At 34.4% G+C, this 13727-nt stretch carries 9 protein-coding genes; 6 read left to right on the forward strand and 3 right to left on the reverse strand.

What is annotated here, in order from left to right:
* Nucleotides 1-133 precede the first annotated feature (133 nt).
* Both P5P89_RS10320 and P5P89_RS10325 read left to right on the forward strand, forming a co-directional pair.
* Entirely contained in the window at nucleotides 134-1753 is a 1620-nt protein-coding gene (locus P5P89_RS10320; protein ID WP_278011829.1) for a S8 family peptidase, read from the forward strand.
* Nucleotides 1754-1832: 79 nt separating this feature from the next.
* A complete protein-coding gene (locus tag P5P89_RS10325) occupies nucleotides 1833-3713 on the forward strand; it encodes a M1 family metallopeptidase (protein ID WP_278011830.1) in 1881 nt (626 codons plus the stop codon).
* 71 nt (nucleotides 3714-3784) lie between these two features.
* Here P5P89_RS10325 and P5P89_RS10330 read toward each other — a convergent pair whose 3' ends face one another.
* The gene (locus P5P89_RS10330) at nucleotides 3785-4723 is read right to left on the reverse strand and encodes an L-threonine 3-dehydrogenase (RefSeq protein WP_278011831.1); all 939 of its coding nucleotides are present in this window, start codon (nucleotides 4721-4723) and stop codon (nucleotides 3785-3787) included.
* Nucleotides 4724-5017: 294 nt separating this feature from the next.
* On the opposite strand from P5P89_RS10330, the gene P5P89_RS10335 reads away from it, so the two are divergent.
* The 4 genes from P5P89_RS10335 to P5P89_RS10350 all read left to right on the forward strand — a co-directional run bounded on the left by P5P89_RS10335 (nucleotide 5018) and on the right by P5P89_RS10350 (nucleotide 11312).
* Entirely contained in the window at nucleotides 5018-5626 is a 609-nt protein-coding gene (locus P5P89_RS10335; RefSeq protein ID WP_278011832.1) for a hypothetical protein, read from the forward strand.
* Nucleotides 5619-8984, forward strand: coding sequence for a transcription-repair coupling factor (gene mfd, locus P5P89_RS10340; protein ID WP_278011833.1), 3366 nt, complete (start codon nucleotides 5619-5621; stop codon nucleotides 8982-8984). The genes P5P89_RS10335 and mfd overlap by 8 nt, the downstream gene beginning before the upstream one ends.
* Nucleotides 8985-9630: 646 nt before the next feature.
* Complete coding sequence (gene dinB / locus P5P89_RS10345; protein ID WP_278011834.1) at nucleotides 9631-10713, forward strand: DNA polymerase IV; 1083 nt, start codon at nucleotides 9631-9633, stop codon at nucleotides 10711-10713.
* Between the two features lie 80 nt (nucleotides 10714-10793).
* On the forward strand, nucleotides 10794-11312 hold the full coding sequence (locus P5P89_RS10350) for a PAS domain-containing protein (RefSeq protein WP_278011835.1): 519 nt from the start codon (nucleotides 10794-10796) through the stop codon (nucleotides 11310-11312).
* A gap of 49 nt (nucleotides 11313-11361) precedes the next feature.
* On the opposite strand, the gene P5P89_RS10355 is transcribed toward P5P89_RS10350, so the two are convergent.
* Together P5P89_RS10355 and P5P89_RS10360 are read right to left on the reverse strand one after the other, a co-directional pair.
* Entirely contained in the window at nucleotides 11362-12135 is a 774-nt protein-coding gene (locus P5P89_RS10355; RefSeq protein ID WP_278011836.1) for a Bax inhibitor-1/YccA family protein, read from the reverse strand.
* Between the two features lie 161 nt (nucleotides 12136-12296).
* A complete protein-coding gene (locus tag P5P89_RS10360; protein WP_278011837.1) occupies nucleotides 12297-13688 on the reverse strand; it encodes an NADH-quinone oxidoreductase subunit N in 1392 nt (463 codons plus the stop codon).
* Nucleotides 13689-13727: the final 39 nt, after the last annotated feature.

The following is a 13727-nucleotide window of genomic DNA, read 5'->3' on the forward strand; positions in this document are numbered from 1 at the left end:
TATAATTGTTTAGGCTAATTTTAAAATATTTATTTCAGAAACAAAATTCATAACACAGTGTTAACAGTTAGTTTTTTGTAACAAAATATCATAATTTAGTCCCATCTTTAACTTATATTTTATAATTAGATACATGAACAATATAAAACCACTTAATTTATCTGCTTTTGCATTACTTGTTTTAGCAGGCTGCAGTGCCACTTTGCAGGCGCAGGTTTCAGCTTCAAAAGAATTTATAACTGCTCCCGCAGCTGTTGTTAAAAAAGCACCAGTTACTGAAAATGAACTAAAAAGATGGAGTCATCTTGATTTAATCAAAGATTCAATTCCTGGAATGAGTGTAGACAAAGCTTATGCTGAATTGCTTCAAGGAAAAACAGGTAAAAAAGTAATTGTTGGAGTTGTAGATTCAGGAGTTGACATCGAACACGAAGATTTAAAGGGAGTAATATGGACAAATCCAAAGGAAATTCCGGGCAATGGAATCGATGATGATAAAAATGGTTACATTGATGACATCAACGGATGGAATTTTCTGGGGGATGTTGTCAACGAAAACCTTGAAATGACCCGTATCGTTAAAAAAGTAGATGACGGTTCTGAGCAATATAAACAGGCTTTAGCGCAATACACAGAAAAATATGAAAAAGCGTTAAAAGATAAAGAGCAAGTAGATTTTTTACTGGATGTTCACAAAACCATACAAACAGCTTTAAATAAAAAAGAATACAAAAGCGAAGATTTAAATTCAATTACTTCAACTGATCCAAAGGTAGCCAGAAGCAAAATGGTAATGACACAGATTTTTACCAATGCAGGACCAACATTTAATCCGGAAACTGAATTGGAAGATTACAGAGAACATGTTTATGATGAATTGAATTTCAATTTAAATAAAGATTTTGACGGAAGAAAAGTTTTAGGTGATAATGCAGAAGATATAAAAAGCACTAAATACGGAAATAATATTGTATTTGGTCCGGATAAAGAAAAAGCATTACACGGAACCCATGTTGCCGGAATTATTGCACAGGTTCGTGGTAATAATTTAGGTGGAGACGGAGTTGCAAACAATGTTGAAATTCTGACTGTAAGAGCGGTTCCTGATGGAGACGAATATGATAAAGATATTGCTTTGGCAATTCGTTATGCGGTTGATAATGGTGCAAAAGTAATTAACGGAAGTTTCGGAAAAAGCTTCTCACCACATAAACAATGGGTGTATGATGCCATTAAATATGCAGCAAAAAAAGATGTATTGATTGTTCATGCAGCTGGTAACGATGGTTATAATATTGATGAGAAGCAAAACATTAATTATCCAAATGACTCTGAAGATAATGTTAAAGAATTTGCAGACAATCTAATTACAATTGGAGCTATTAATAAATCGTATGGTCAAAATGTAGTAGCCGGGTTTTCTAATTTTGGAAAATTAAATGTAGATGTTTTTGCTCCGGGTGAAGAAATTTATGCAACAGTCCCAAACAATAAATACAAATATTTGCAGGGAACTTCAATGGCATCTCCAAACGCTGCCGGTGTCGCTGCGCTAATTCGTTCCTATTATCCAAAGCTAAAAGCGGCTCAGGTTAAAAAGATTTTAATGGAATCCGGAGTGGCCCTTCCTGAAAAAGTGGTTTTAGGCGAAGAGAAACCAGAAGCAGTCTCTGCTACAGAATCATCAAAAACTGCTAAAATGGTTAATGCTTACAATGCTTTATTGATGGCTGAGAAAATGTCAAAAAAATAAATTTTATCGTTTTTAATAATCAAACTGCAAGTTTACAAGATCACTTTTGTAAACTTGTAGTTTTTTAAATAATATCGTAATGAAAAAAATTGCTCTTCTTTCTTTTTTGAGTTTTGGTTTAAATACAGCTTTTGCACAAAACACCCCATACTGGCAGCAGCATGCAGATTATAAAATGGAGGTTTCGATGGATGTAAAAAACTATCAATATAAAGGAAAACAGGAATTGGTTTATACGAATAACTCTGCAGATACTTTGCGAAAAGTATTTTATCATTTATTTCCAAATGCTTTTCAGCCGGGAAGTGAAATGGACGCCCGTTTGCATTTTATAAAAGATCCGGATGGGAGAATGGTAACAAAGACAAAAGGAACTGATGGAAAAGAAGTAAAACAAAGCCGAATAGAAAATCTGAAACCAAATGAAATTGGTTATTTAAAAATTACGAACTTTAAACAAGATGGCTCTGTTGCTCAGACAAGAGTTTCGGGAACAATCTTAGAAGTAACTTTGGTAAAACCAATTTTACCGAATTCTAAATCGACTTTTACGTTAGATTTTGACGGGCAGGTTCCGGTACAGGTTCGTCGTTCGGGAAGGAATAATTCTGAAGGAGTTGAGCTTTCCATGTCGCAATGGTATCCAAAATTAGCTGAATTTGATTTTGAAGGTTGGCATGCTGATCCTTACATTGCAAGGGAATTCCACGGTGTTTGGGGTAATTTTGATGTAAAAATCACCATTGATAAAGACTACACGATTGGTGGTTCAGGATATCTGCAGGATAAAAACTCAATTGGTCATGGCTACGAAGATGAAGGAGTAAAAGTGGTTTATCCTAAAAAAACAAAAACACTTACCTGGCATTTTATCGCGCCAAATGTTCATGATTTTACTTGGGCGGCTGACAAGGAATACACTCATGATATTGTAAAAGGGCCAAACGATGTTGATTTGCATTTCTTTTACAAAAACAATGAAAAAACCACTGCAAACTGGAAACAACTAGAACCTTTAATGGTAAAGGTGATGGATTACTACAATCAAAAAGTTGGATCATATCCGTACAAACAATACTCCTTTATTCAGGGTGGAGATGGCGGAATGGAATATGCCATGTGTACACTGATGTTAGGAAACGGAACTCTTGAGGGAATCCTCGGAACGGCAACTCACGAATTAGGACATTCCTGGTTTCAGCATATCCTGGCTTCAAATGAGTCAAAGCATCCGTGGATGGATGAAGGTTTTACAACCTATATCGAAGACAGTGCTTTGAATGAATTAGCGGGAGATAAAAAAGTCTCAAATCCATTTAAAGGTAATTATGCGGCTTATTACAGCTTAGTAAATTCAGGTAAAGAACAGCCTCAGACAACTCATGGTGACCGTTATGACGAAAATAGACCTTACAGTATTTCTTCTTATATCAAAGGAAGTATTTTCCTTTCGCAGTTGGAATATGTTATCGGAAAAGAGAATGTTGATGCTACTTTAAAGAGATATTTCAACGATTTTAAATTCAAACATCCAACTCCAAACGATATCAAAAGAACGGCTGAAAGAGTTTCAGGAGCAGAATTAGACTGGTATCTGACAGACTGGGCACAAACAACCAATACGATTGATTATGGAATTAAAGACGTTGCTGATAATTCAGGAAAAGCAATCGTTACTTTAGAAAGAATCGGAAGAATGCCAATGCCAATTGATTTAAAAGTGGATTACACAGACGGGACTTCCGAGACATTCTATATCCCATTGCGAATGATGAATTTCATTAAACCAAATCCGAATCCAAACGAAAAAAGAACTGTTTTAGAGGATTGGGCCTGGGCACAGCAAAACTATAGTTTTACAATTGACAAAAACAAAGCGTCAATCAAAAAAATCACTATAGATCCAAGTGGATTAATGGCTGATGTGAAAGCTGCTAATAATGTTTTTGAAGTAAAATAATCTTCAAGTTAGAATATAAAAAGTCCCGTTTAGAAATACTAAACGGGACTTTTATTTTAGGATAAGTCAAGTTAACCCAAATGCTCCAGCATATCTTTTGTCATCGATTCTAAATCAAACTTATGATTCCAGTTCCAGTCTTTTCTGGCATCAGAATCATCAATACTTGCTGGCCAGCTGTCCGCAATTTTCTGACGGAAATCCGGATTGTAAGTGATTTCAAATTCCGGAATGTGTTTTTTAATTTCAGCCGCAATTTCAGTTGGTGTGAAACTCATAGCAGCTAAATTATAAGAAGAGTGTATCTTGATTTCTTCAACAGGGGCCTTCATAATATTGATTGTGGCATCAATGGCATCATCCATATACATCATCGGCATTTTGGTTTCTGATGACAAAAAGCACTCATATTTTTTATCGGCAATAGCTTTATGAAAAATATCAACAGCATAATCTGTAGTTCCGCCTCCGGGAGGCGTTGACCAGCTGATTAAACCGGGATAACGGATACTGCGAACATCAACTCCGTAAATATTATGATAGTATTCGCACCATCTCTCGCCGGCTTGTTTACTGATTCCGTAAACCGTTGAAGGTTCCATAATCGTGTATTGAGGTGTATTTTCTTTTGGGGTTGTGGGACCAAAAACAGCAATGCTGGATGGCCAGAATATCTTCTGAATTTTTTTGGCTTTAGCCAGATTCAAAACATGAAATAAAGAGTTCATGTTCAAATCCCAGGCAAAAGCAGGATTTTTTTCGGCTGTTGCAGATAAAAGAGCGGCCATTAAATAAATGTCAGTAATGTGATGAACTTCTACCAGATGCTCAATTTGATTAAAATCCAAAGCATTAATTACTTCAAACGGACCTGAATTAACCACATCTGTATTTAATTTTCTGATATCAGAAGCAATCACATTTTCTGTTCCGTATATTTTACGCAGTTTCAAAGTCAGTTCTGTCCCAATTTGACCACAAGCACCAATAATTAATATTTTTGGATTCATTTAAATAGATTTAAAGAGCAAATATAGTTTATTCGTAAATAATGGTTCTTTTTATAATGTTAAATTATGGATTTAACAACAAATATTATCAATTTTTGTTTAATTCGTTTCAATGCAGTTTCATTAAGCTTAGATAAAATGGTTGTAAATCAAAATTCATAATTATAAATTTACTTGTAACTTTGTAGCTTAATGTTTTACAACGTTGAAATCGCCATTAACAAAAGTTTACTCAGGCAGTAATAAATGAAAGGTGATATCATATAGGGGCATTGAAAAATAAATTTAAAATATATGAAATACAAAATAGCTCTTGTTCTGTTTTTAGTTTTTATACTGAACTCCTGTCAGGATGAAAATGAAAAACGTCTTGCAGAAAACAAAAAAGAAGCAAAAAAGAAAGAAATCATTTTTAATAATATAAATAAAGAATGGTCATTTATTGACGAACCAATCAATGAAATCTCAGAGAAAAATGCAACTGACTGGAAAGAGTGGGGAGAATTTTTAAAAGAGCTGGGTGGAAAACCAAGAAAAACGATTGGGGCATTTCAAAAAAAATCTGCTGCTATTGCAAAAAAGGCAATGGCATTAAACAATAATATTCCTGCACAATTCAATCAGCCTCAAATCAGAAGCCGAATTTCTATTTTGATTACTAAAGTAAAAATGATGGATTTATTCATTCACTTGCAAAAAATTCCGGATGATAAAGTTACTTTTTTAATTGGTGAAATCAATAAAGAATTAGTTTCATTACAAAGACAAATGGATAAAATTGTCGAAAAAAGCAAAATTCCGCAAGAAGAAGGGGAGTCCGATTTTTTAAGAATGTTAGATACTGCCCGGGCAATCCCGAATTCGATGCCACCAATAGATCAAAATTTACCTAAAGTTGAGTAAAAACGCCTTATATACCACCTATGATAATCTGCCAAAAGCTGAGCAGATTGCAACAAGTTTACTGGAAGGGAATCAGATAAAAATGAACATCAGCGGATTGTTAGGATCTGCAGTCTCATTTATAATCCGGTCTGTCTTCAAAAAAACCGAACTGCCTTTTTTAATTGTTTTAGACAATAAAGAAGAAGCCGCGTATTATCTAAACGATCTGGAACAAATGATTGGTGAAGAGGATGTCTTGTTTTATCCTGCCTCATTCCGTCGTCCGTATCAGGTTGATGAAACTGATAATGCGAATGTTTTGCTTCGTGCTGAGGTTTTAAATAGAATTAATTCCCGTAAAAAACCAGCTGTAATTGTTACGTATCCGGAGGCACTTTTTGAAAAAGTGGTTACTAGAAGAGAACTCGATAAAAACACTTTAAAAGTAGCTTTAAATGATAAAATTTCGATAGATTTTATCAACGAAGTTTTGTTCGAATACGAATTCAAAAGAGTAGATTTTATTACAGAACCCGGAGAATTTTCGGTTCGTGGGGGAATTGTCGATGTATTTTCTTTTTCAAATGATCATCCATACAGAATCGAATTTTTTGGAAACGAAGTAGACAGCATCAGAACTTTTGATGTTGAAACACAGTTATCGGTTGAAACGCATAAAAAAATCACGATTATCCCGAATGTCGAAAACAAACTTTTTCAGGAAAATCGCGAAAGCTTTTTAGATTACATTGCAGAAAAAACCGTTCTTTTTATCCAAAATACAGACGGCCTTTTCAGTCAGTTAGACAAACAATTCGCAAGGGCAGAAGAAGCTTTTGAGAAATTGTCGAAAGAAATAAAACATGCTACACCAGAACAATTGTTTTTGAATCAGGCGTCGTTTATAAAAAGATCTTTGGACTTTTCTGTTATAGAATTGGCTTCAAGACCCGTTTATAAAACGACTAAAAAGTTCGAATTTCATATTCAGCCTCAGCCTTCGTTCAACAAACAATTTGATTTATTGCTGAATAATTTAAGCGAAAATCATTTTAACGGATATATCAATTATTTGTTTTGTTCGAATGATACACAGGCAAAACGTTTTCACGATATTTTTGAAAGTTTAGATGAAGCCAATTCAGAAAATATCCGCAAGCAATATCATACTATTGTACTGCCTTTATACCAAGGTTTTATTGATGAAGAAAACCAGATTACGGCTTATACTGATCATCAGATTTTTGAGCGTTATCATAAATTCAATATCAAAAATGGTTATTCTAAAAAGCAGAATATCACTTTAAAAGAATTAACCGCACTTTCTGTAGGCGATTATGTAACGCATATCGATCACGGAATCGGGAAATTTGGCGGATTGCAAAAAATCCAGGTCGAAGGCAAAACTCAGGAAGCCATAAAATTGGTTTATGCTGATAACGATATTGTGTATGTGAGCATTCACTCGCTTCATAAAATCTCAAAATACAACGGAAAAGACGGAACGCCTCCAAAAATCTATAAACTTGGATCCAACGCTTGGAAGGTTTTAAAACAGAAAACCAAAGCGCGCGTCAAACATATTGCATTCAACTTGATTCAGTTGTATGCGAAACGCCGATTAGAAAAAGGTTTTCAGTTTGCGCCAGACAGTTATTTACAAAACGAATTAGAAAGTTCGTTTATTTATGAAGATACACCAGACCAAATGAAATCGACGGCAGAAGTGAAAGCCGATATGGAAAGCGATCGTCCAATGGATCGTTTGGTTTGTGGTGACGTTGGTTTCGGTAAAACGGAAGTTGCAATTCGTGCTGCTTTTAAAGCGGTTGACAACAGCAAACAAGTAGCAGTTTTGGTTCCGACCACCATTTTGGCGTATCAGCATTTCAGGACTTTTTCAGAACGCTTAAAAGATATGCCTGTTACGATTGGGTACTTGAACCGTTTCAGAACTGCCAAACAAAAAGCCCAGACTTTAAAAGATTTAGCCGAAGGAAAACTGGATATTGTTATTGGAACACACCAATTAGTGAACAAAAATGTCGTTTTTAAAGACTTAGGTTTATTGATTGTCGATGAGGAACAAAAGTTTGGTGTAAACGTAAAAGATAAATTAAAAACGATTGCTGCGAATGTGGATACGCTGACCTTAACGGCAACGCCAATTCCGAGAACGCTTCAGTTTTCATTAATGGCAGCGCGAGATTTATCGGTAATTACAACGCCTCCGCCAAATCGTTATCCGATAGAAACGAATGTAGTTGGATTTAATGAAGAAATTATCCGCGATGCAATTTCGTATGAAATTCAAAGAAACGGACAGGTTTTCTTTATCAATAACCGAATCGAAAATATCAAAGAAGTGGCAGGAATGATTCAGCGTTTGGTGCCAAATGCAAGAGTCGGAATTGGCCATGGACAAATGGAAGGCGCCAAACTAGAGGAATTGATGTTAGGTTTCATGAACGGCGATTTTGATGTTTTAGTCGCAACAACCATCATCGAAAGTGGTTTGGACGTTCCAAATGCCAATACGATTTTCATCAACAATGCCAATAATTTTGGATTGTCAGATCTGCACCAAATGCGTGGTCGAGTAGGTCGAAGCAACAAAAAAGCATTCTGTTACTTCATCTGCCCGCCGTATTCATCCATGACCGAAGATGCCAGAAAACGTATTCAGGCGTTGGAGCAGTTCAGCGAACTCGGAAGCGGTTTTAACATCGCAATGAAAGATTTGGAGATTCGTGGAGCAGGAGATTTATTAGGAGGCGAACAAAGCGGTTTCATCAACGAAATTGGTTTTGATACGTACCAAAAAATCATGAACGAAGCCATCGAGGAATTAAAAGAAAACGAATTCAAGGATTTGTACCCGGAAGAAAATGATATTGATACGAAAGAATACGTCAAAGACATTCAGATCGATGCCGATTTCGAGTTGTTATTCCCGGATGAATATATCAATAACGTCTCAGAGCGTTTGGTTTTATACAACGAATTGGGCGCTATAAAAGATGAAGCCGGATTACAGGAATACGAGAAGAAATTAATCGATCGCTTTGGACCATTGCCAAAACCCGCCGTTGCTTTATTGAACAGTATCCGAATTAAATGGATTGCAACCAGAGTCGGAATTGAGAAATTAGTCCTTAAACAAGGCAAAATGATTGGCTATTTTGTATCCGATCAGCAATCAGATTATTATCAATCTGCTAAGTTTAGGAACGTATTGAATTTTGTTCAAAAACAGAGCTCACTCTGCAAAATGAAAGAGAAACAAACCGTCAACGGATTACGTTTGCTATTGACTTTTGATAATGTGAAATCAATAAAACGGGCTTTGGAATTAATGGAGCTGTTTGAAGAATAGTTGTTTTTTTAGGAGCAGATAATTTCGTTTCAACATAACATCAGTCCCGCTATTCCTTACAACCTTTTGTGACGAACCCCGGCACAAAAGGGTTTTCAGTCCTATCGGGGCTAGGTTAGAAGTATAGTGATTTTCAAAAACAAAAAAAATCACCCGGGGGAAGGTGATTTAATTGGTCAATTGGTTTTTTGGTTTAGATAGTTCATCATGAACCCAAAATGCTTGCATCTATTGCATGCTGGCTTTTTGTTTTCTGATAATATTTATAGATATGCAGAGTCATTATGATTTATCTCAAGAACTCATGCGTTTCTTTCCTGATATTTAAAACTTGTTTTTTGTTTGTAATTTTCAATTCACTTTTAACGGAATGTATTATGTAATACGTTTCGGTACGGCAAATATATAAAAATATTTTTCGCAATGATTGATATATAAAAAAACTTATTTTATTTTTTTTTATACTTAAATTTTTAATAATGAAAATAAGTACCTCGTTTATTGAGATATTTTAAATACAAATAATTTAATTTTATTAGTCCCTGAAACGATTTTTATTAGGAATTAAATAAAAATTTGAATTTTATGAAAAACATTTGATCAATTTTGATAACTCAGATTAGCTGTTCTTCTTTAAATTTGTAGTATGTTTGAAACTCCAGTTTATCGAAAAATAATCCACATTGATATGGATGCTTTTTATGCTTCGGTAGAGCAAATGGATAATCCTGTTTTACGGGGAAAACCTATTGCAGTTGGAGGCTCAGAGAATAGAGGTGTCGTTTCGGCAGCAAGTTATGAGGCGAGAAAATTTGGTGTCAGAAGTGCTATAAGTGGTGTTTTAGCCAAGAAATATTGTCCCGAAATCATATTTGTCCGGCCTCGTTTTGACCGTTACAAAGAAATTTCGTCTAAGATCCATAAGATTTTTCATGAATACACAGATATGGTTGAGCCGCTTTCGCTTGATGAGGCTTATCTTGATGTGACCCAAAATAAAAAAGGAAATCCAAGCGCGTCTTTATTAGCTCAGGAAATCCGATTAAGAATTTTAAATGAAGTTGGGCTGACAGCTTCTGCAGGCATTTCTATAAATAAATTTGTAGCTAAAATTGCCAGTGATTACAATAAACCCAATGGCCAGAAGACGGTAAATCCGGATGAGGTAATTCCGTTTTTAGAAGAACTGCCGATCAGAAAATTTTATGGAGTTGGAAAAGTGACGACAGAAAAAATGTACCAATTGGGTATTTTTACAGGATTAGATTTAAAAAACAAATCGCTTGATTTTTTAGAAAAGCACTTTGGTAAATCAGGTAAGTTTTATTTTTACGTTGTCAGAGGGATACATAATAGCGAAGTAAAACCTTCACGAAATACTAAATCGGTTGCATCAGAACATACTTTTGATGTTAATCTGACATCAGAAATTTTTATGCTGGAACAACTTGAAAAAATAGCTGTTTCGTTGGAAAAGCGACTAAAAAGATACAATGTTTCAGGAAAGACGGTCACTCTTAAAATTAAATATAGCGATTTCACGCAACAAACCAGAAGCAAAACGTTACCTTATTTTATTTCTGATAAAAGCTTAATTATGGAAACTGTTGAAGAACTGCTATATCAGGAACGAATGAAAGATTCTGTCCGATTATTGGGGATTTCCTTGAGTAACCTCAATACAGAACAAAAAAAAGAGGTAGTTGTACAGTTAAAATTTGCATTTTAAAATGAATTTAAACTTGTTAAATATACAAAAAGAGTGTGTTTAAAAATATTTTCGGCTAATTTTGAATATAAATTGTTTTTATGAATTCTGTAAATGGCCATATAAAAATTTTCGATGAGTCCGAAGCAGGCTTAAATTGCAATTCAGTTCCGATACTTTGCTGGGATTTTCATTATGAATCCATAAATGAACTGAAAACATTTTCTTCCGACTTAAAAAGAATCAAAAACATTTCCCATAAATTTAAATGGGACATATCTCACATAGATATTAACCAACGGTTGAAAGATGAAGCTGTGTTGATTACAGATTCGGAACAAAAAATAATTTTTGCTTCTGAGGGAATTAATAAAATGACGGGATATACGGAAAAAGAAATCCTGGGGAAATATCCAAAAATGTTTCAGGGGCCTATGACTTCTCTTTCGGTTTTAAAAGAAATTAAAATTGCAATCGAAAAACAAATTCCTTTCAAAAAAACAATTTTAAATTATAAAAAGAATGGTGAAACCTATAATTGTACCATTCATGGTTTTCCTGTTTTTAACCTGAAAGGGAATTTATCACATTTTATAGCTTTTGAAAAAGAAGCAGCATAAAAAAAGCCTTTTTGAACTTCAAAAAGGCTTTTAAATTATTGGGAAAAATTTAATCTCTGCTTGCAAATTTTGATAATAATCTAAGGAATTCAATGTACAACCAAACTAAGGTAATCATCAATCCCATAGCGCCGTACCATTCCATAAATTTTGGCATTCTTTGCTGTGCACCTTTTTCAATTTGGTCAAAATCCAAAAATAGGTTTAGTGCAGCAACAATGATTACAAAAACACTAATTCCGATACTCATCAATGAATTTCCATGATGAACAGGCGTGTAGTCTGTAAACATAGAAACAATCCAGGATATTAAATAGTAAGTCGCAATTGCCAGCGTAGCAGCAATAACTACTGATCTGAATTGTTCATTTACTTTTACAATCTTAAATTTATATAATCCCAGACAAACTAAAAAAGTGACTAAAGTTGCTCCAACAGCATTAATTACGATTCCAGGAAATCTAGCTTCGAAAATGGCAGAAATGCCTCCGATAAACAAGCCTTCAAACAAAGCATAACCTGGAGCTAAATAAGGAGAAGCTTGTGGCTTGAATGCTGAAATTAAAACTAAAACAAAGGCAACAATAGCACCACCAATAGCCGGCAGCATGGCGTTCATTCCGTTAAATGCCATCCACCAAGTCAGCATTGCTCCGGCACATAACAATAAGAATAAAATAGCTGTTTTATTGATAGTTCCGGATATAGTCATATCCTGATTGTAATCAATAATTTGTGCGTGATGCACTTCTTCGGCTTTTGAAACAGCGTTTGAAGAAAAACGTTTGTCGCTTAAAAATGGATTTTTCGAATTAAAGTTCATATTTCTAATACATTTATTTGTACTCAAATATAAGTAGTTTTTTCGATGTTCAATTGTTTCTGCAAATTTTTTAACATGATTTTTTCTTCTGAATAAATTCATCTTAAAACTAAAAATCCATCCTTGTGGGGATGGATTTGATGTATTTAAATTAAAGGTTTTTAATTCAATAAATCTAAAACGAATGAAGGAAATAAACCTAAAATTATATTCAAAGAAATTGACACAATTGCCACTGCATAAATAAGAAATGGTTTTCCGGTACGCTCCTGATTCGGTTCTTTTGAATACATAGCCAATATCAATTTGAAATAATAACCAACACTAATGATAGAATTGATAACAGCAACTATCACTAAGATAATATGACCAGACTGAATCGTCTGATTAAACAAAAACAGTTTGGCAAAAAAACCTGAGAAAATTGGAATCCCGGCCATAGATAATAAGGAGCCGGTTAATATTGCAGCCAATAACGGATTTGTTTTTCCTAAACCGTGAAAGTTGGTAATATCTTCGTTGTCCTGATTTTTACATACATATAAAATTACACTAAAAGCAGCAATCCCAGCCAAAGCATAAGCCGCAGTATAGTACAATAAAACTCCTGCAGAAGTAGCTACAGTTAAGAAAGTCATTAGCATAAAACCGGCATGAGAAATTCCTGAGAAAGCCAGCATACGCTTTACATTTACCTGACGCAATGCCATAATGTTACCAACAGTCATCGAAGCAATTGAAATAATTACGATGATATTCTCGAAAGTGTTTAAATGGTCCTGATTTTCTAAAGACGGTATTAAATTTAAACCTGAAATTAATTTGAATAAAGTTGCAATCGCTACCACTTTTGCTAAAGTACTCATTAATGCTGTGGTTAATGCAGGTGAACCTTCGTAAACATCCGGAGCCCAAAAATGAAAAGGAACTGCGGCTATCTTAAATAACATTCCGATGGTTACCAAAATCATTCCGATAGGGAACCAGATTGGCAATTCGGCAGACAAGGAATATTCACTGATTTCAACTACGTCAAAACTTCCCATAGCACCGTAAATCAAACAAATTCCGAATAAGATGATTCCTGATGCGAATGATCCCATCAAAAAGTATTTCATACCGGCTTCGTTACTTTTCAGATTCAAACGATCACTTGCAGCAAGAACATAAAGTGCAATAGACAAAATTTCAATTCCAAGGAAAAACATCGCCAAGTTTCCAAATGAAACCATAGCAACGGCACCTGCTAATAAAAATATTTTTATGGCAATAAAATCAGAAATTTTTGTCTGATGGTTTTCATAAAAATTATGGCTTAACGCTACAAGAAAAATAGTTAAGATGATAAACAATGATGAAAAAGCAGTAGAAAATTTACTTACTGTTATCATGTTGTAGTAGTAACTTTCTGTTGATCCAAATTCATAAAAATTAAGCGCCAATACACCCAATAAACCTAAAATGGTAAACGGAACGATGCCCTTTCTAAAATTTAGAATTTCAAACAATAGGCAGAAAACACCTAATCCTGTTATAGCTATTAATGTATTCATTTTTGTTTTTTTGATTTAGGAAATCTAAAACTCCCCTAA

The organism is Flavobacterium gyeonganense, from assembly GCF_029625295.1.
Taxonomy (GTDB): Bacteria; Bacteroidota; Bacteroidia; order Flavobacteriales; family Flavobacteriaceae; genus Flavobacterium; species Flavobacterium gyeonganense.

Excerpts from the sequence above, each read along its gene's own strand:
- P5P89_RS10320 (WP_278011829.1), top strand. The coding sequence starts at position 134 with ATGAACAATATAAAACCACTTAATTTATCTGCTTTTGCATTACTTGTT.
- P5P89_RS10325 (WP_278011830.1), top strand. The coding sequence starts at position 1,833 with ATGAAAAAAATTGCTCTTCTTTCTTTTTTGAGTTTTGGTTTAAATACA.
- P5P89_RS10330 (WP_278011831.1), bottom strand. The coding sequence starts at position 4,723 with ATGAATCCAAAAATATTAATTATTGGTGCTTGTGGTCAAATTGGGACA.
- P5P89_RS10335 (WP_278011832.1), top strand. The coding sequence starts at position 5,018 with ATGAAATACAAAATAGCTCTTGTTCTGTTTTTAGTTTTTATACTGAAC.
- dinB (WP_278011834.1), top strand. The coding sequence starts at position 9,631 with ATGTTTGAAACTCCAGTTTATCGAAAAATAATCCACATTGATATGGAT.
- P5P89_RS10350 (WP_278011835.1), top strand. The coding sequence starts at position 10,794 with ATGAATTCTGTAAATGGCCATATAAAAATTTTCGATGAGTCCGAAGCA.
- P5P89_RS10355 (WP_278011836.1), bottom strand. The coding sequence starts at position 12,135 with ATGAACTTTAATTCGAAAAATCCATTTTTAAGCGACAAACGTTTTTCT.
- P5P89_RS10360 (WP_278011837.1), bottom strand. The coding sequence starts at position 13,688 with ATGAATACATTAATAGCTATAACAGGATTAGGTGTTTTCTGCCTATTG.